General features: G+C 68.1%; 13 protein-coding genes. 8 read left to right on the top strand and 5 right to left on the bottom strand.

Features of this window, described 5'->3' with window-relative positions; all coding sequences use genetic code 11:
- Positions 1-226: 226 nt before the first annotated feature.
- From ACZ5XS_RS38010 to ACZ5XS_RS37995, 4 genes are all read left to right on the top strand, one after another.
- Positions 227-928 (top strand): HAD family hydrolase, encoded by a 702-nt coding sequence (locus ACZ5XS_RS38010; protein ID WP_468659246.1) that lies wholly within the window; start codon positions 227-229, stop codon positions 926-928.
- A 409-nt stretch (positions 929-1,337) separates the two neighbouring features.
- Complete coding sequence (locus ACZ5XS_RS38005; RefSeq protein WP_468659244.1) at positions 1,338-2,942, top strand: ABC transporter substrate-binding protein; 1,605 nt, start codon at positions 1,338-1,340, stop codon at positions 2,940-2,942.
- A gap of 68 nt (positions 2,943-3,010) precedes the next feature.
- A complete protein-coding gene (locus ACZ5XS_RS38000; RefSeq protein ID WP_468659242.1) occupies positions 3,011-4,591 on the top strand; it encodes an ABC transporter substrate-binding protein in 1,581 nt (526 codons plus the stop codon).
- 127 nt (positions 4,592-4,718) lie between these two features.
- Complete coding sequence (locus ACZ5XS_RS37995; protein WP_468659240.1) at positions 4,719-5,591, top strand: alpha/beta fold hydrolase; 873 nt, start codon at positions 4,719-4,721, stop codon at positions 5,589-5,591.
- Positions 5,592-5,860: 269 nt separating this feature from the next.
- Here the strand turns inward: ACZ5XS_RS37995 and ACZ5XS_RS37990 are convergent, their stop codons facing one another.
- On the bottom strand, positions 5,861-6,793 hold the full coding sequence (locus ACZ5XS_RS37990; RefSeq protein ID WP_468659239.1) for an EamA family transporter: 933 nt from the start codon (positions 6,791-6,793) through the stop codon (positions 5,861-5,863).
- A 39-nt stretch (positions 6,794-6,832) separates the two neighbouring features.
- Here ACZ5XS_RS37990 and ACZ5XS_RS37985 point away from each other — a divergent pair, with 39 nt between their 5' ends.
- On the top strand, positions 6,833-7,357 hold the full coding sequence (locus ACZ5XS_RS37985; RefSeq protein ID WP_468659237.1) for a MarR family winged helix-turn-helix transcriptional regulator: 525 nt from the start codon (positions 6,833-6,835) through the stop codon (positions 7,355-7,357).
- Between the two features lie 158 nt (positions 7,358-7,515).
- Here the strand turns inward: ACZ5XS_RS37985 and ACZ5XS_RS37980 are convergent, their stop codons facing one another.
- From ACZ5XS_RS37980 to ACZ5XS_RS37965, 4 genes are all read right to left on the bottom strand, one after another.
- A complete protein-coding gene (locus ACZ5XS_RS37980; protein WP_468659235.1) occupies positions 7,516-8,679 on the bottom strand; it encodes an RICIN domain-containing protein in 1,164 nt (387 codons plus the stop codon).
- 4 nt (positions 8,680-8,683) lie between these two features.
- Positions 8,684-10,180, bottom strand: a complete 1,497-nt coding sequence (locus tag ACZ5XS_RS37975; protein ID WP_468659234.1) for a family 43 glycosylhydrolase — start codon at positions 10,178-10,180, stop codon at positions 8,684-8,686.
- Between the two features lie 12 nt (positions 10,181-10,192).
- On the bottom strand, positions 10,193-13,462 hold the full coding sequence (locus tag ACZ5XS_RS37970) for a discoidin domain-containing protein (protein ID WP_468659232.1): 3,270 nt from the start codon (positions 13,460-13,462) through the stop codon (positions 10,193-10,195).
- Between the two features lie 488 nt (positions 13,463-13,950).
- The gene (locus tag ACZ5XS_RS37965; protein WP_468659230.1) at positions 13,951-14,979 is read right to left on the bottom strand and encodes a LacI family DNA-binding transcriptional regulator; all 1,029 of its coding nucleotides are present in this window, start codon (positions 14,977-14,979) and stop codon (positions 13,951-13,953) included.
- 282 nt (positions 14,980-15,261) lie between these two features.
- Between ACZ5XS_RS37965 and ACZ5XS_RS37960 the strand changes: the two genes are divergently transcribed.
- Genes ACZ5XS_RS37960 through ACZ5XS_RS37950 form a run of 3 tightly spaced genes read left to right on the top strand, consistent with a single transcriptional unit; the run spans position 15,262 to position 18,443 of the window.
- Entirely contained in the window at positions 15,262-16,578 is a 1,317-nt protein-coding gene (locus tag ACZ5XS_RS37960; protein WP_468659228.1) for an ABC transporter substrate-binding protein, read from the top strand.
- A gap of 52 nt (positions 16,579-16,630) precedes the next feature.
- Positions 16,631-17,593: a carbohydrate ABC transporter permease gene (locus ACZ5XS_RS37955; RefSeq protein WP_468659226.1), complete on the top strand. Its 963-nt coding sequence runs from the start codon at positions 16,631-16,633 to the stop codon at positions 17,591-17,593.
- Positions 17,594-17,621: 28 nt separating this feature from the next.
- On the top strand, positions 17,622-18,443 hold the full coding sequence (locus tag ACZ5XS_RS37950) for a carbohydrate ABC transporter permease (protein WP_468659224.1): 822 nt from the start codon (positions 17,622-17,624) through the stop codon (positions 18,441-18,443).
- Positions 18,444-18,542 lie beyond the last annotated feature (99 nt).

Below are 18,542 nucleotides of genomic sequence, written 5' to 3'. Positions count from 1 at the left end.
GCAACCCGAACGCATCGGCGTCCACCTCTCCGAGGAATTCCAGCTCCACCCCGAACAGTCCACCGACGCCATCGTCATCCACCACCCCGAAGCCACATACTTCAACGCCCGCTGAGACGCGTCTCACCGAGCGCGCTGATCGGACAGGTCGTACACTGGTCGGTCCACCGCAGGCCGGTTCCCACGTGGGAACCGGCCTGATCGTCCCTCAAGGAGGTGCGCCCGGATGACCAGTACGATCCCTGCGCCAGACACTCGTACGGCCGAAGGCTCAGCCCTGCAGGCCGTGCTCCTCGACATGGACGGAACCCTGGTGGACACCGAGGGCTTCTGGTGGGACGTCGAGGTGGAGGTCTTCGCCGGCCTCGGCCACACCCTCGACGACTCCTGGCGCCATGTCGTGGTCGGCGGCCCCATGAGCCGCAGCGCGGGGTTCCTGATCGAGGCCACCGGTGCCGACATCGGCCTCGCGGAGCTCACCGGGCTGCTGAACCAGGGCTTCGAGGACCGTATCGACGGCGTCCTGCCGCTGATGCCGGGCGCGACCCGGCTGCTGGCCGAGCTCGCCGCGCACGAGATCCCGACGGCCCTGGTCTCCGCCTCGCACCGGCGCATCATCGACCGGGTGCTCACCTCGCTCGGTCCCCAGTACTTCGCCCTGACGGTCGCCGGTGACGAGGTGGGGCGCACCAAGCCGCATCCCGATCCGTATCTCTTCGCCGCCGCCGGACTCGGCGTGGACCCGGCCAGATGCGCGGTCGTCGAGGACACCTCGACCGGCGTCGCCGCGGCGGAGGCGGCGGGCTGCCATGTGGTGGCGGTGCCGTCCGTGGCGCCCATCGCCCCGGCCGCCCGGCGCACCGTCGTCAGCTCGCTCGAAGAGGTGGACCTGGCATTTCTGCGCGGCCTGATGACGGAAATGCGCTAGGCGTTCACCCAGCGTGCAGCGTCGATAGGGCGGTAATTCCCCGAGGGTAATTCGACCGGGGCGGATGGCCGAATTCCGGTATCCGACCAGACCGTCGGGGCTGTGACGTTCCCCACTCAGGCCGGGCTCGACAGGGGGTGAGGCGTATGGTCTCCGCCCCCCGTCGAGGGCCTGAGGCGCGCCTTTGTGTCCCGATTCATGAAACCCTGCACTAATCCTTCCCGCCTCGGGTTTTCGGTCTGTCCGCAGCCGGTTTCGCTGCGTGATGGGCCCTCAACTCCGGTGGCTGCGAACCGTCCTGCAGGTGCGGACTAATCTCCTAGCGAGAACATCGCCCTTACCCCGTGATCCGCTGCGCCACCCCTGCATGCCGGATACACGGACTCGACAGCTGTGGAGTAACTCGAGCATGAACCGCAAGACTTTGGTGCTGCCGGCCGTGATCGGCCTGCTCGCGCCGGTGCTCGCCGCCTGCGGTGGGTCCGGCAGCGGGAGTGACAGCGACGGTGCGATCGTCGTCGGCACCACGGACCGGTTCTCCGCCTCGAAGGACACGCCGGCGCCCCTCGACCCGGCGTACGCCTACGACGTCGGCACCTGGAACATCCTGCGCCAGACCGTGCAGACCCTGATGATCCAGCCCAAGGGCGAGGGTGACCCGGTACCGGAGGCCGCCGAGAGCTGCGGCTTCACCGACTCCGGCAACGAGCGCTACGCCTGCAAGCTCCGGGACGGCCTGAAGTTCGCCAACGGCGACGCCATCACCGCCGAGGATGTGAAGTTCTCGATCGACCGCGCCCTCGCGATCAAGGCCGACAGCGGTGTGTTCGCCCTGCTGTCCACCATCGACACCGTCGAAACGCAGGGCGACAACGAAGTCATCTTTCATCTCAAGACCGCGGACGCCACCTTCCCCTTCAAGCTGTCGACCCCCGTCGCCGGCATCGTCAACCCGGACGATTACGAGAAGGGCAAACTGCGCGAGGGATTCGGCGTGGACGGCTCGGGCCCGTACACCATGCAGGCCGAGGTCAAGGACGACGAACTCGTCGACGCCGTGTTCACCAAGAACCCCGATTACAAGGGGACGCTGAAGGTGAACAACGACAAGATCAGCCTGCGCTCCTTCGAGGACGCCGACGCCATGGGCGCCGCGCTCGACAAGGGCGACATCAACGTGATGACCCGCACCATGTCGCCGGAGCAGATCGACAAGCTCACCAACGCCACGGACAGCGACATCGACATCGTGGAGACGGCCGGCCTCGAGATCCGCTACCTGGGCTTCGACACCGACGCCCCGTCGGTGAAGTCCAAGGCGGTCCGCCAGGCGATGGCCCAGCTGATCAACCGCAGCGAACTCGTCTCCAAGGTCTACGGCTCCCAGGCGGAACCGCTCTTCTCGATGGTCCCGGCCAGCATCACGGGTCACTCCAACGCGTTCTTCAACAAGTACGGCGACCCGAACGTCACCAAGGCCAAGTCCCTGCTGAGCCAGGCCGGCATCACCGCCCCGGTGAAGCTGACCCTGCACTACACGACCGACCACTACGGCCCGGCCACCAAGCAGGAGTTCGAGGTGCTGCGAAAGCAGCTCAACGACAGCGGCCTGTTCGACGTCGGCATCGAGGGCACGCCCTGGTCGACCTTCCGCTCCGCCGAGCAGAAGGGCGAGTACGACGTCTACGGCATGGGCTGGTTCCCGGACTTCCCGGACGCCGACAACTACCTCGCGCCGTTCCTGGACAAGGACAACACCATCGGCTCGCCCTATGTGAACAGCGAGATCCGCAACAGCCTCATCCCGGAGTCCCGCCGCGAGGCGGACCGGTTGTCCGCAGCCGCCAGCCTGACGGACATTCAGGACATCGTCGCCGACGACGTTCCCGTCCTGCCGCTGTGGCAGGGCAAGCAGTACGTCGCCGCCCGCGAGGACGTCACGGGGACCGCGTACGCGCTCAACTCCTCCTCGACGCTTCAGCTGTGGGAGCTCGGCCGCGGTGTGAGCGGCTGAACCTCCCGTGCCCGGGGCCCGGGAGGGTGGCCCCGGGGTCCGACATCGACGACAAGGGCACCTGTCTAGTGAACAAGCGCAACCCGTGGCCGGTCCTGCCCATCGTGGCGGGGCTGGCCTCCGGCCTGTTGACCGGCTGTGGAACGGAGTCAGGCGGCTCCGGTGGCAGCGGCTCCTCGGTGGTGATGGGGATGTCCGACGACGTCCTGGCCACCGACCCCGCCTCCGGCTACGACCCCGGCTCCTGGCTGATGTTCAACAACGTCTTCCAGTCGCTCATGAGTTTCCCCAAGGGCGCCACGGAACCGCAGCCGGAGGCCGCCGAGGAGTGCTCCTTCACGGACACGCAGGCCAAGGTCTACGAGTGCACCCTGAAGGACGGTCTCAAGTTCAGCAACGGCGACTCGCTGACTTCGGAGGACGTCAAGTTCTCCTTCGACCGCATGCTGAAGATCAATGACGACGCCGGTCCCGCGATCATGTTCCCCATGCTGGAGAAGGTCGAGACCCCGGACGAGAAGACGGTGGTCTTCCGCCTCAACACGCCCGACGCCACCTTCCCCAGCAAGATCGCCTCGGGTGCCGGCTCCATCGTCGACCACACCCAGTACGACGCCGACGGGCTGCGCGAGGACGGGGAGGCCGTGGGCTCCGGCCCGTACAAGCTGGACTCCTTCGGCGAGGACGAGGCCGTCTTCTCGGTCAACGAGAACTACAAGGGCACCGCCGAGGTGCAGAACACCGGCGTCACGCTGAAGTTCTTCCATGGCGACCAGGCCGCACTGAAGAAGTCGCTGCTCGCCAACAAGGTCGACATCGCCTACCGAGGCCTGTCCGCGAGCGACATCGCCGACATCGAGCAGGCCGACGACAGTTCCGGCGTGGAGATCGTCGAGGGCAGCAGCGCGGAGGTCCAGCACCTGGTCTTCAACATGGACGACCCGGTCGCCGGACAGCTCGGGGTCCGTAAGGCCATCGCCCACCTGCTCGACCGCGACGCCCTCATCAAGGACGTCTACCAGGGCACGGCCACCCCGCTGTACTCGATCATCCCGGCGGGCATCTCCGGCCACAACACGGCCTACTTCGACACCTACGGCGCCCGCCCCTCCAAGGCCAAGGCCGCCGCCGCCCTGCAGGCCGACGGCGTCACCGGTAAGGTGAAGCTGACTCTCTGGTCGACCCCGTCCCGCTACGGTCCCGCCACCGACGACGAGTTGACGGCGATCGCCGAACAGCTCAACGCCAGCGGCCTGTTCGACGCCGACGTGAAGTCCGTCGCCTTCGACCAGTACGAGAAGGACATCGCCGACGGCAAGTACGGCGTCTACGTCAAGGGCTGGGTGCCCGACTACCCGGACGCCGACAACTTCACGGCCCCCTTCTTCGGCGAGGGCAACGTGCTGAGCAACAACTACGCCAACAAGGCGATCACCGGCACACTCATCCCGCAGACCGCCGCCGAGAGCGACCGCGCCGCGACCGACGACCCCTACGGCAAGCTCCAGGACATCGTCGCCGACGAACTCCCGGTCCTGCCCGTCTGGCAGGCCAAGCAGTACGCCGTCACCCGCGACGACGTCTACGGCCTGGAGTACTGCCTCGACGCCTCGACCGTGTTCCGGTTCTGGGAACTCAGCAAGAGCTGACAGACGACCGTACGAAAGCGGAGGGCGCCCCCTGGAAAACCGGGGGCGCCCTCCGCGCGACCTGCGCTGCACCGAAGTGCGATACGCTCCGTCTCGTCTCGCGTTCGAGGTATGCAGGAGGAGCGACATGGAACGCTTTGTCGATGCGGCGCCCGGTGTACGACTGTGGGTGCAGGATTGTGGCGCTGTCGATGCGCCTCCGTTGCTGCTGATCATGGGCGCGCAAGCGTCGGGCCTGGGCTGGCCGGACGAACTGGTGGACATGCTTGCCTCCCGCCATCACGTGATCCGCTATGACCATCGCGACACCGGCCGTTCCACTTGGCCGTTCGACCAGCGGCCCTATCCCCTCGCTGCACTCGCGGAAGACGCCGTCACGGTGCTGGACTGCCTCGGCGTCGAACGCGCCCACATAGTGGGCATGTCATTGGGCGGCATGCTCACCCAACTTCTTGTCGCCGATCATCCCGACCGGCTGCTCAGTGCCACCCTGATCGGCACGAGCGCGCTCAGCACCCTCCCGTACGTGCACCCGGACGGAACCCGGACCCTGCCCGAAGAACTCCCCGGCGTCGACCCCCAACTGCTGGACATGTGGGCCCGTCCCGTGGAGGACCGGGGCCTGGAAGCCGAGTTGGAGCGGAGGGTCGAGCACTGGCGAGTCCTGGGCGGCGACCAGCTTCCCTTCGACGCCGAGTATGCCCGCGCCCTGGAACGGAAGATCATCGCGCACACCGGTCACTACGCCACCAGCACCGCACACGCCCGTGCCGACGCCTCCGGCATGGACCGCACTGAGCAACTCGCGAAGACCAGCGTGCCCACTCTCGTCATCTCCGCCCCGGCCGAACCCGTCACCCCGCCACCGCACGCCCACCACCTCGCCCAGGCGATCCACGGCGCACGCACCGTGGAGATTCCCGGCATGGGTCACGCGCTCCCACGTGAGGTGCACACTCCGCTCGCCACCGCAATCCTGGACCACACAACCGCATGCTGATGTCAGCAGGGCCGGGCAGGTGCCGTACCACCATTCCGGTACTCCGACTGAGGCGACGTCTTCGCCGGCCTCATTGCCTTCGCCGTCGTCGATGAGGGTGAACGGCCGGTTGCGGGGGCTCGGTTCGGGCGTCGATCAGCGGCCGGGACCCCTTGGCCACCTTCCCCCGGGGGATAGCCCGGGCAGCCCCAGCCGGCCTGGCCCACAGCGCAGATGGCCCGGTGGTGCGGGTGGCTGTGACGCCATGCGTGGCGCCGGGTAGAGCGTCCTCACGGATGATTGCGTATGGAGGGCGCTCGCGCGGGACGCTCGTCGGACACCGGACGGGGCGGTGCCTGGCCGTTGCCGCGTCGGCCCGGGCGCGTGGGCCGGCTGAGGGCGACTCCGGCCAGGACGAGTAAGAGTCCGCACAGTTGCTGGGCGGTCAACACCTCTTTGGCGACCGCTGTGCCGAGCAGCACGCCCGTGACGGGGTTGAGCAGTCCGATCAGTCCGACGGTCCCTGCGGGCAGGTGCCGCAGTCCCGTGAACCAGGCGGCGAAGGCCAGCGCGGTGGCGACCAGGGCTACGTAGCCGAACGCGAGGAGCGTCGGCATGGAGAGCGCGGGCGGAGGGCCCTCCACGGCCGCGGCGGCCGGGAGCAGGAAGAGACCTCCGGCAGTGAGTTGCCAGGCAGTCGAGGCGAGGACGTCGGCACCGGCGCTCCACCGTTTGGCCAGGATGTGGCCGAGGGACGACACGACCATGGCCGCAGCCGAGGCGAGGACTCCTGGCACGCTCACCCCGTCCACACCCGTGAACAGCATGAGGCAGACCCCGCCGAGTCCGATCGCGGCCCCGGCCAGGTGCGCGGTCCGGGGCCGCTCGGACACCAAGGGCCAGGCGATGAGCATCATCGTCAGTGGGGACACCGCCATGACGGTCGAGGCGATGCTCGTAGGAAGCAGTTGAGAGGCGGCATAGACGAGGACGAAGAACACGCTCATGTTGAGCAGCCCGAGCACCGCGGACCGCCACCACCACGCGCCGCGCGGCCGCTGCCTGCGTAAGGCCAGCAGGAACAGGCCGGCGGGCAGCGCCCGCAGGGCAGCCCCGTAGAGAGGGCGGTCAGCCGGCAGGAACTCGTGCGTGACGAAGTAATTGGTTCCCCAGGCCACCGGCGCTACAGCGGTCAGTGCCACCCAACGTGCATTAGCTTCCATGGAAGCCAATATAGCTTCCCGAGAAGCTATCATGGGTCCATGGAACACCGGCAACCGCTGGACCGCGTGGCCCGCATCCAGGCCGACTGGCGCCGCGAACGGCCCGACGTCGATGTCAGCCCGCAAGGAGTGATCGGCCGGCTGCACCGCCTGGCCGACCGGCTCACCGAGGAACTCTGCCTCGTCTACGGCCGCTACGGTCTGAGCGAGGGGGAGTTCGACGTCCTGTGCGCGCTGCGCCGCGCCGGTGAGCCCTACGAACGGGCACCCGGCGAGCTCGCCGCGCACACCATGGTGACCACCGGCGCGATGACGAAGAGAATCGACCGCCTGGAGCGAGCCGGACTCGTCACCCGCCGTCGTTCCGGCGGCGACCAGCGTGGCCGGATCGTCGCCCTCACCGGACCCGGGCGCGAACTGATCGACCGGGCGTTCGCCGACCATATGCGCAACGAACGCCGCCTGCTGGATCTGCTGACGCCTGCCGAGGCCGAGTCACTCGAAACGCTGCTCACGGGTTGGCTCTCCCGGATGGAGCATCCGCGCCGTTCCGGCAGTGAGTGATCGATGGCCGGCGGTCGATGAGGACGGCCGGTGCAACGAATCTGGGCATGCGCTGGTCAGGGCCAGTTTCTTGGTCACGACCGCCGACGGACAGAGCGCTCCGCTCACCGTACCGGCAGCGGGGCATCGCGCCGATGCCCCGCTGCCGGTGGTCGGCGTCAGGACAGGAAGCTCCCGTAGGGGCCGTTCAGGATCTGGTTCTTCTGGCTCTGGTTGAAGTGGGTGTTCGGGTAGTCGTAGAAGGACGCGGACATCGGTGTGCCGTCGGTCGAGGCCGAGTCGGGCAGGCCGAAGGCGTGTCCGAGTTCGTGCACCATCCCGCCGTACCAGCGGTTCATCGACTGTCCGCTGGTGCCTGCGGCGCCGTCGGCGTCGTGCCCGCTCAGCACGACCCATCCGGGGCTGGCGCCCCCGCCAGCGCCTTCTCCCTCGGCACTGATCTCGCCCACGTTGAGCCACCGGCTGTCCGGGTTGTTCAGGCCGAACTTTCTGGCGAGTTCGTTCTGCATGTTCGAGACGGCCCACCAGTAACGGTCACCGCCGTTGGGCGTGTTCTCGTACCAGCTCCGCGGCTGGTCGCCGTTCACGACCTCGACCACGGGGTTGTTCAGCGTGAAGGTCTTGCCGAGCTCCTGCTTGTAGTAGCGCTGTGCCTCCCGCATCACGTTGGCGATGCCGTCGGGGTATCGCTGGTCGAACGGGACGTCGGAGGGCTTGAGCCAGTACACCCGGACGGTCTTGGTCGGCGGCGTGGCCGGACCGCCGCCGCTGCCGGCGAAGCCGGGCAGCCGCCATGCCCGCGACGTCGCACTGCCGCAGGGCAGCTGTACGAGGCCGGTGTTGCCGGCCGAGGAGTCACCTGACGGGGCGACGCATTTGCCGGAGTGGACCGCCTGGAGGTTGAAGACGTTGTTCGTTCCGTTGATCGTCACGGGCACCGGACGGAACGTCTGGCCGGCCCCGGTGCCGCAGGTCCGCTGGACGATCGTGGCGTTGTCGGCGCTGGACGCTCCGTTGACGGCCACGCATTTCCCGGCGGTCGACGTGCCGATGCCGTACTGGTCGGTGGTCCCGCTGACCGGAGTGAAGGTGAAGGTCTGGTTGCCGCCGCCATGGCAGGCCCATTGGATGAGCTGGACGCCGTCGGCGGTGGAGCTGCCCGGCAGGTCCAGGCAGTTGCCGCCGTTCTGGTTGACCGCGGTGGAGGTGAACGCCGTCGCGGCGTGGACGGGCGGCGCGATCGCGACGGTACCCAGGACCGCACCGAGCATCATGGTGAGCACAACGGCCCACAGGGACAGGAAGCGAGATCGTCGTCTCATCGGGCTACTCCCCTGAAGGTGCGGCCAGCGGGACCCCGAGGGGCGCCGGGGTGCCGAAGTTCGGTGTGCCGTCGGCGTTCCAGGTGAACTTCTGCGCTCTGGTGCTGCGGTTCATGTCGCAGCCGCCGGAGGCGGAACTGTTGGCGTGGTAGACCATCCAGTCCTCGGTCCCGTCGGGCGACTTGAAGAAGCCGTTGTGGCCGGGGCCGTACACACCGTTGGCGTTGGACCTCTGGAAGACCGGGTTCGGCGACTTGACCCACGAGGAGGAGTTGAGAGGGTCGCCGCCGTTGTAGGTGAGCATCCCCAGTTTGTAGTCGGGCGTGGAGCAGTGGCTGGCGGAGTAGACGATGAACGTCTTGCCGCCCCGCTGGAGGACTTCGGCGCCCTCGTTGACCGCGCCGCCCACCGTCTCCCAGCTGTAGGTGGGGGTGGACAGCACCCGGCGGGTGCCGCTCGCGGTCCACGGGTTCGACAGCGGCCGGATGAACATGGGCTGCGAGCCGTTGTAGAAGGTTCCGAGGAGGTACAGCTTGCCGTTCAGCTGCAGGATGCCCGGATCCAGCTCCCAGGTGTTGTCCTGCGTCGGGTCGAGCAGGTCCGCCTTGAAGCTGTAGGGGCCCATCGGGTCCAGACCCGCGCTTTCGAGTACGTGGATCCGCTGGGTGCCCAGGTCGTACGGCTCCCGTCCGGCGGTGTAGTAGAAGTACCAGCGTTTTCCGTTGGGGCCGTCGAGGAGGTGGAACTCCGGCGCCCACATCGTGCCGGCGCCGTTGGGCCTGGTGAGGTTGAAGATCACCTGGTCGGTGGCGGTGGCGAGCCCCGCGAGGGTGCTGGCCTTGCGCATGGTGACCGTCGAGTTCCAGGTGGTGGTGGCGAGGTAGTAGTACCCGTCGTAGTACGTCAGCCAGGGGTCGGGTCCGTGCTGGGAGAGCGGGTTGGTGAAGGTGTGCGGGCTCGTGGAACCGCCGGCGAAGCCGGGCAGCCGCCACACCCTGCCGTTCGCGGCGGCGCACGGCAGCTGCACCAGGTCGGTGTTCGAGGCCGACGAACCCCCGCTCGGTGTCACGCACTTGCCGGAGCTGACGGAGACCAGGTTGAAGGTCTTGTCGGTGCCGCTCACCGACACCGGCGTGAGCCGCCACTGCTGGTTCGTCCCGCCGTGGCAGGGCCACTGGATGATCGCGGCGTTGTCCGCCGTCGAAGCGCCGTGGACGTCGACGCACTGACCGGACTGGGTGGTGATCGTGTAGGTGTCGCTCGACCCCGCGACGGGACTGAAGCCGAGGTTCTGGTTCGCCCCGGAACCGCATGTGAACGCACGCAGCTGTGTCCCGTTGGTCGACGAACTGCCCGGCAGGTCGAGGCAGTTACCGCCGTTCTGGTTCACCCCGGTCGAGGTGAACGTGACGGCTGCGGCAGCTGGTGGAGGCGCCACCAGGAAGGCGACCACCATGGCGAGCACGGCGGTGAGCACGGACAGGCATCTGGAACGGGTCACTGAACACACCCTTCATCGCTTGGAGGTTGTGGTGGGGCCGTACACCTTCGTCTCCAGGAGTCCGACGGAGTTGGTGCCGTTGCCGGTGAGCAGCACCCGCAGTCGCGTGGTGTTGGTCGCGGTGAACGTGACGGTGTTGTACTGGTTCTTGGCCAGGGGGTAGCCGCTCGCCCCCGGTAGGTCGACGTAGGCGCTGCCGTTCCAGTACTGGAGCTTCCATGAGGCGGGCATGTCGATGCCCTCGTCGTCGTCGAAGAAGTAGACCTCGGCCTTGTTGATGGTCTTCGCCGACGGCCAGGTCAGTTCGGCCCATTGCTGTCCGGTCTCCGGCCAGGTGCCCCACCGCGGGTTCACGGTGTCGTTGGACGAGGGCGGGTCGATGCCGTCGTTGACGGCCGAGGCGCTCTCCCAGGAGGAGGTGTACGACGCGGACGCCGTCGCGGACGTCGCCAGGTTGGCCGGTGGCTGGACGCCACCACGGTTGAAGATCTTCACCTCGGTGAGCCCGGTCTTGGCCCCGGAGGCGTTGGTGGCGAGGACCCGTACGCGTTGGGCGTTGACCGCCGGGAACCGCACCAGGTTGTAGTTGGCCCGTGGTGTCGCCGGGCTCTTGGTCTGGCCGGGCGCGTCCACCCACGCACTGCCGTTGTGGTACTGGACGGTGTACGCGGACGGGGCGCGGTAGGTGGTGCTGGCCGGGCGGCTGTCCTTGAAGTGGAGGCGCACCTCGTTGAACGTGCGGGCGGTGCCGAGGTTCAGCTCGTACCAGTCCTGGCTGCCCGGGGAGCCGCCGGCGCCCCAGAACGGCTCGTTGGTGGGGTAGCCGTCGACCGCGCCGGAGAGGGTGCTGCCGGAGCCGGTGTGCGAGGCGGACGGCGTCGCCCCGGCGGCGAGGTTGGTCAGGTCGGCGGTCAGGTCGACGCCGGCCTTGGCGAACATGTCGACCAGCCGGGGGCTGTCCTGGACGACCTGGTTGGGGGCCTTGAGGCCGGGGACGGCCGTGCGGTGGGTGACCGTGCCGGTCGTGGTGACGTCGCCGGTGGCCGGATCCCAGGTGAAGGGCACCAGCGCGTTGACGGTGGCGACCCGGTTGCCGTTGACGTAGATCGAGTACCCCTCCGGGACGCCCGGGTAGCGCACCACGCCGTCGGCCGGGTCGTCCCAGACGACGGACAGGTCGGCGCCCCGGTAGCGGAGGTTGTTGACGGTGAAGTGGCTCCAGCCGATGTCGATCGGGGAGAGCTCGACCTTGGCGTCGTTGCGCGGCCGCAGGCCGGCGACGTCCTCGATCACGGTCCAGTTGCTGCTGCCCAGGATGTTGTGGTGGATCCAGGAGCGGTAGTCGATCGAGTTGCCGTTCCAGTCGGCCCAGAACTCGTTGGCGTCGGGATACTGGGTGTTGCCGCCGACGTACTGCGCCCAGGCGTTCCAGTAGAGCAGCTTCTTGTAGTCGGTCGCCTTCATCCAGGAGTTGGGATAGTTGCGCAGCACCGAGGAGTACAGCCGGAACTGGACGGTGGAGTTGATGGTGGAGAAGTTGTTGGAACCGGGCTCCCCGGCGTCGGCCGCCGCCTTCTTGTCGGCCTGGTTGGCCGTGTAGAAGGGGAAGACGGGGTACTGGGCCGGATCGTCGAACAGACGCAGGGCCTGCTTGTAGGTGGCGGTGTTGGGGACGGCTCCGACCGAGAACGGGTAGTAGTTGTTGATCTCCTTCCACGGCACCCACTCGTTGGTCGACTTCAGCCGGTGCTCGAACAGTTGCCGGTTCGGGTTCCACAGCACGTTGACGATCGCGTCCTTGATCTGCGTCGCGAGCGTGCGCATCTCATTGGCCTTGGCCGTGTTGCCGGTCGCCTCGTAGGCCTGCGCGGCGGCGAGCGCGCCGCTGTACTGGTAGGCGGACTCGGCGCGGTCCATGTTTCCGGGCTTCCAGTGGAAGGAGACGGCGTCGGCGTCGTTGCCGGTCAGGGCGCCCCAGTCGTACTCGATCAGCTTGTTGTTGTCGTGGTCGTAGTGGGCGAGTTGGCCCTTGACGTCGCCCTCCGCGTAGTGGGCGAGGCTGCCGGCGATCGCCGGCTGGCCACCGTGGATCTGGTAGCTCTTCCAGGCCGCCTCGGCGATGTACTGGGTGTAGCTGTTGGACCAGTTCTCCGGGTCACCCGGGTTGTCGAGGAAGCGGCCGCCCTTGGAGGTCTGCCCGACGCTCAGCCAGTCACCGTACGCGTAGCTGGGGTTGCGCAGGTACTTGAGGTCGTCGATGTGCATGGGCTGGGTGAGCGCGATCGCGTTGTTGTAGCCGAGGACGCCCTCGGTCGAGGTCGGGAACTGGAAGGTCTGCCCGGGGATGTCGGCGTCGAGGTTGTTGAAGCGCATCAGCCACCAGCGGTAGTAGACGCTCTTCTTGATCGCGGCCTCGGGCACGTCGATGTAGGGCACGTTCTGCGCCCACCACAGGTTGTACGCCTTGACGTGGGTCGCGAACGCGGTCGCGGGGGAGTAGCCCGCGTAGGCGTTGTACTCCGTGAGGGACTCGGGGATCTCGTCGGTGACGAAGCCCATGACCACCTTCGTGGTCACCGTGGCTCCGGCCGCGATCGTCACCGACCGGTTGAGGCCGCCGCCGGAGACGGCGAAGCCGTCGCCGGTGAGCCGCGGGCGGATGGTCGTGAGGTTGTTGGAGGCGTTCACCTGCCCGGTCAGTTCACTGCCGGTGCCCGTGGTGGCGTAGGGGGAGGTCGCCCGCAACTGCAGAGTGGTGGAACTCGTGCCGTTGTTCTTGAGGGACAGGTTGGTCACGGCGACGTTGTTGTCGGTGATGAACTTCGTCTGGTTGACCGTGACCGAGCCGTTGGTGTGCACGCTCTTCCAGTGACTGGGGGCCTGCCAACGCTGGGAGACCTGCTCAGTGAGGGTGCCCGGGGTGATCGCGACGGTGTAGGCGCTGTTGTCGTTGATGCTCTCCCAGTAGGCGGCCTTGCCGCCGAACCCCAGTTTGGAGGGGTCGTGTTCCTTCATGAAGACGGCGCGGCCACGGCTCATCAGCCAGGGGCCGGACGGGTCGTCGCCGGAGCGGGCCAGCAGGCGGTCCATCCAGAAGTCGGTGCCCGAACTCTCCGCGTCGTAGATGCTCCGCATCATGTCGCCCGGTGTGTAGGCGACGGGCGGTGACGGGATCGCGGGTCCGCTGAAGGTGGGGAACCCGATGGTCTGCGCCGCGTGGGCCGGCGCCGCGGTGAGGACGGAACAGACGATGAGCGCCAGTGCGAGGAGGAGGCGCTTCATCACAGGGCCTGCCGTTCCTGGAGGTCCGGCAGGTGGGCGGCCTTCGAAGCCGTCTTCCGCCGGAGCCGGGTCGTGCCGTCGTCGCCTCGTGCGCCGGCGTCGTGTCGGTGGTGAGCGCTCTCGGTCCCTGCGGGGACCGCAGTCGGTCGTCTTCTCATCGGATGCTCCCTGTCCAGTCGAACTGTCCGGTCGACCTGTCCAGTCGACGGCACGTGTCGGCACCCGGGCGCATGGTGACGGGGCATCGACTGCCGTCGCTCATGTAGTGCTCATGACATAACGAAGTGACATGGCGGTGCGTAGCGGTGTGACATCGCGTGGTGCATGAGGAAGCGCTGGAGGGCGAAGCAGGAGACCGTCGAGGGGAGTGGTCCCCCTTGGGTCCCCGGGAGGCGCTGAAACGACCTAAAAGGTTTTCGCAACGTAAGTGCGGTCCCCGCAAGTGTCAAGATGGTTCGCGAGAGGCCACAGGGCACCGGCCGCGGCGCTCAGGACAACGGCGCGGTGGACCCCCTGATCGCCACTCGGCAGGGCAGGGTCTCCACGCCTGAGCGCCGGGCCCCGGCGATCGCGCTGAACAGGGCGTGCGCGGCCGCCCGCCCGACCTGTTCGAGGTTCATGTCGACGCTGGTCAGCGGTGGGCGGGAGGCGGAGGTGAGGACCTGCCAGTTGTCGAAGCCCATGACCGCCACGTCCTCCGGCACCCGGTGGCCCCGCTCGCGCAGCACGTCCATGACGCCGCGAGCGATCTGGTCGCTGCCGCACAGGACGGCGTCGACGTCCGGGTGCTGGTCGAGCAGCATCGCGGTGGCCGCCCGTCCCCAGCCCTCCGACCACACCCCGAACCGAGGTTCGCCGACCAGGGTGAGGCCGGCGTCCGCGAGCGCGGACCGGGCGCCCAAGGCCCGCTCCTGCGCCGCGAGATACCCGGGGTCGCCGGTGATGTGCGCGATCCGGCTGCGGCCGCAGGCGAGCAGATGGTCCACGGCGATCCGGCCGGCGCCCACACTGTCGGGGACGATGGACAGATCCGCCGGATCCTCCGACGGTGCGTACGCGTAGACGACGGGGACGGGCAACTCGCGGCCCAGGGACGGACGCGGATCGGTGCGGCTGCCCACCACGATGAGGCCGTCGACCCGGCGGCCCAGCAGCGCGCGGACGTGGTGCTGCTCGCGGATCGCGTCGCCACGGGCGTCGCAGAGGAACACCGCGACCTCGCCGGCTCCGAAGGCGTCCTCGGCGCCCATGAGGATCGGGATGCTGAACCGGCCCTCCAGGTCGCTGGTGAGCAGACCGACGGTGCCCGTGCGCCCGGCGAGCAGACCGCGGGCCAGCTGGTTGGGCCGGAACGACAGCCGCTCGGCCGCGTCGATGACCCGCTGCCGGGTCTCGGCACGCACCTGGCTGCGGCCGTTGAGGGCCTTGGACGCGGTGGCGACGGACACGCCCGCCAACCGGGCGACGTCGGTGAGCGTGGCGGGCTGCGAACGAGAGGGGTCGGTGGCCTGTGCCATGGGTGCTCCTGTCTCGTGTCGCGTGCCGGGGCCGTCGGGACTGACACGTCAGGCGTAAAACAGTACGCGAAAGATTTCGGACGCGGATGTGCACTGCCTTGCGATGATCCGTCGACACCGGCTCTGTGCAAAGGGATTGACGAGCACCGGGTCGAGTTCTAGCGTTCCAGAATTCCTTTTCGGTCTTTTTCCGTCTGACGGTCCAGCGCCACCACAGCCATCGGATCCATCGTCCCGACGGCCGGCCGGGCACGGCCTGCCGCGCCAAGAGGGGGAGCGAACATGGGGAGCACGGTCGGATCACGTGGACGTGTACGCCGTCTCGTCACCGGCGCCGTCGCCCTGCTCGCCGCGGCGAGTCTGGCCACGGCGTGCGGGTCGGGAGAGGGCGGCTCGGGCGATGGGGGAGGCAGCGGGGCGGCGGACGCCGACGGCGTCGACGACGGCGCGACGCTGACGATGTGGACGCGTGCGGCGACCCGGCCGCAGAGCGAGGCGCTGGTCAAGGCATACAACGCGGGCCACAAGAACAAGATCGAGCTGACCGTCGTCCCCACCGACGACTACCAGGCCAAGGTCGGAGCGGCCGCCGGGTCCAAGGACCTGCCCGACCTGTTCGCCTCCGACGTGGTGTTCGTCCCGAACTACACCTCCAACGGACTGTTCGCCGACCTCACCGAACGCATCGACGCCCTGCCCTTCGCCGAGAACCTCGCCCAGTCGCACATCAAGGCCGGCACCTACGAGGACAAGAAGTACGTCGTACCGCACACCCTCGACCTGTCGGTGCTCTTCTACAACAAGGACCTCTACCGCAAGGCCAAGCTCGACCCCGACAAGCCACCCACCAGCCTGAGCGAGTGGGACCGGCAGGCACGGGCCGTGGACGCGCTGGGCGGGGGCGTCGACGGCACCTTCTTCGGCGGCAACTGCGGCGGCTGTGGCGTCTTCACCTGGTGGCCGTCGATCTGGGCCGCGGGCGACGATGTGCTGAACAAGGACGGAACCGAGGCAGAGCTCTCCTCCGACACCGCGCGGAAGGTCTACGACACCTACCGCGGGTGGGTGAAGGACGACATCGTGGCCCCCGGCGCACGCGAGGAGACAGGCACGACCTGGACCGGGGTCTTCCCGAAGGGGAAGGTCGGCGTCATGCCGATGCCGTCGACCACCCTGGGGCTGATGCCCAAGAACCTCGACCTCGGCGTCGCCCCCATCCCCGGACCTGACGGCGGCAGGTCCACCTTCGTCGGCGGTGACGCCATCGGCATCTCCGCCACCAGCAAGTCGGCCGACCAGGCCTGGAACTTCCTCGCCTGGTCACTGGGCGACGAAGCACAGGTCGAGGTGGTCGCCGCGCACAAGGACGTGGTGGCGCGCACCGACCTCGCGTCCAACAAGTACTCCAAGGCGGACCCGCGGCTGGTGACGATCAACGAACTCGTGGCCGACGGCCGTACCCCGTACGCGCTGAAGTTCGGCCAGACCTTCAACGACCCCAACGGGCCGTGGCTGAAACTGATGCGCGACGCCGTCTTCGGCGACGGGTCGTCCCTCGACAAGGACAACGACGCGGTCAGCGCCTCACTCACCGACTGAACGTCACCCGGCTCCGGCAGACCCTTCCCACGTCACACGGCAGAGGAGAGCCATGCAGGTGAAGGCAGCCGACCCAGCGGCGGCCGAACCCAGGACCCGGCCGGAACGCCGGGCCCGTCCCTCCCGCACCACCCCGCCCCGATGGCGATCCCGTCAAGCGAAGGGCCTTGCCTACGCGGCCCCCACGGCCGTGTTCGTCGCGGTGTTCTTCCTGCTTCCGCTGCTGCTCGTCGGGCAGATGTCGCTCAGTGACTGGCCGCTCCTCGCGGGCGACCGGGGCCTCAACGCCCCCGAGAACTACACCGACGCGACCGACAGCACCCTGTTCTGGCCCGCGGTCCGCTTCACCCTCCTCTACACCGTGATCGTCACGGTCGTACTCCTAGGACTCGCCCTCGGCCTCGCCCTGCTGGTGCAGGAGTCCCGGCCCGGGACGGGCTTCTTCCGTACGGTCTACTTCCTGCCCGGCGCCCTGGGACTGGCCTCGGCCTCCCTGCTGTTCTGGGGCCTGTACAGCCCCAGCACCGGCCCGCTCAGCCGCATCCTCGAAGAACTCGGCCTCGTCGACGACCCGGTGTCCTTCCTCGGCACCCCGACCTCCGCCCTGCTGTCGACGGTCTTCCTGATCGTCTGGAAGTTCGCCGGCTTCTACATGCTGATCCTCCTCGTGGGCCTCCAGCGCATTCCCCAGGACGTGTTCGAGGCCGCCCGCATGGACGGCGCGAGCCGCGGCCAGATCTTCCGCTCCATCACGCTGCCGCTGCTACGGCCGTCCCTCGCCCTGACGCTGCTGCTGTGTGTGACCGGATCGCTGCTCGCCTTCGACCAGTTCTTCATCCTCACCAAGGGCGGACCGGACAACAGCACCGTCACCGTCGTCCAGTTGATCTACCGCGAGGCTTTCCAGCGGATGGACCTCGGCACCGCGGCCGCCTTGTCGATCCTCGTGCTGGCCGTACTGCTCCTGTTCAACGCCCTTCAGTTCCGCGCTCTGCGCCACGCCGACGAGTCATGAGGCGTACCTCGAGAGAAGGGACACCACGGTGCTGACCCGCACCCTCGGCCGGACGTCCTACGTCGTCGTCGCCGGCGGCCTGGCCGTCATCTTCCTCTTCCCGCTGCTGTGGAACGCCTGGGCCTCCGTCAGCGGACAGCCGGGCACCGCACAGGAATCCGGCTACGGGTTCGGCAACTACCGCACACTGCTCGACTACGACGCCGGCCTGTGGCGGTACCTCCTCAACAGCACCGTGGTCTCCGCGCTGACCGTCGTCCTGACCCTCGGAGTGTCACTGCTGGGCGGCTACGCCTTCGCCCGCTTCGACTTCCCCGGCAAGAACCTGCTGTTCCTGCTCACCCTGGCCATCCTCATGGTCCCGTACGCCACCCTCCTCATCCCTCTCTACGTCCTGCTCGGCAGGCTCCACCTGCAGAACTCGCTGATCGGGCTGAGCCTGGTCCTGGCCATGTTCCAACTGCCGTTCGCCACCTTCATGATGCGGATCTCCTTCGAGGCGGTGCCGCGCGAACTGGAGGAGTCGGCGCTGGTCGACGGCTGCGGCACGGCGGGTGCACTGCGGCGGGTCCTCCTCCCGGCGGTACGACCGGGACTGATCACCGTCGGTCTCTTCGCGTTCCTCGCGGCCTGGAACGACTTCATCGCACCGCTGATCCTCATCTCGGACAACGAGAAGGCGCCGCTGCCACTGGCCGTCGCGAATCTGCGGCAGCAGAGCATGGGAGCTGTCGACTACGGCGCCACCGAGGCGGGCGTAGTGGTTCTCGCCGTGCCCTGCCTCCTCCTGTTCCTGCTGTTGCAACGGCACTACATACGGGGCTTCATGTCCGGCGCGCTCAAGGGCTGAGGGCTGAGGGCCGACGCGCGGATGACCTGGCCGCACGACGTGGCCGAACCATCCGGCCGGACGACCCGGCCGGACAACCGAAGGGACGAACCGAAGGCA

This window comes from Streptomyces sp. NPDC033131 (genome assembly GCF_055578365.1).
The sequence above is the reverse complement of the archived record's forward strand: the minus strand, read 5'-3'. Positions and strand labels throughout refer to the sequence as shown.

Excerpts from the sequence above, each read along its gene's own strand:
- ACZ5XS_RS37995 (WP_468659240.1), top strand. The coding sequence starts at position 4,719 with ATGGAACGCTTTGTCGATGCGGCGCCCGGTGTACGACTGTGGGTGCAG.
- ACZ5XS_RS37970 (WP_468659232.1), bottom strand. The coding sequence starts at position 13,462 with ATGAAGCGCCTCCTCCTCGCACTGGCGCTCATCGTCTGTTCCGTCCTC.
- ACZ5XS_RS37985 (WP_468659237.1), top strand. The coding sequence starts at position 6,833 with ATGGAACACCGGCAACCGCTGGACCGCGTGGCCCGCATCCAGGCCGAC.
- ACZ5XS_RS37980 (WP_468659235.1), bottom strand. The coding sequence starts at position 8,679 with ATGAGACGACGATCTCGCTTCCTGTCCCTGTGGGCCGTTGTGCTCACC.
- ACZ5XS_RS38005 (WP_468659244.1), top strand. The coding sequence starts at position 1,338 with ATGAACCGCAAGACTTTGGTGCTGCCGGCCGTGATCGGCCTGCTCGCG.
- ACZ5XS_RS37955 (WP_468659226.1), top strand. The coding sequence starts at position 16,631 with ATGCAGGTGAAGGCAGCCGACCCAGCGGCGGCCGAACCCAGGACCCGG.
- ACZ5XS_RS37990 (WP_468659239.1), bottom strand. The coding sequence starts at position 6,793 with ATGGAAGCTAATGCACGTTGGGTGGCACTGACCGCTGTAGCGCCGGTG.
- ACZ5XS_RS37965 (WP_468659230.1), bottom strand. The coding sequence starts at position 14,979 with ATGGCACAGGCCACCGACCCCTCTCGTTCGCAGCCCGCCACGCTCACC.
- ACZ5XS_RS37960 (WP_468659228.1), top strand. The coding sequence starts at position 15,262 with ATGGGGAGCACGGTCGGATCACGTGGACGTGTACGCCGTCTCGTCACC.
- ACZ5XS_RS38010 (WP_468659246.1), top strand. The coding sequence starts at position 227 with ATGACCAGTACGATCCCTGCGCCAGACACTCGTACGGCCGAAGGCTCA.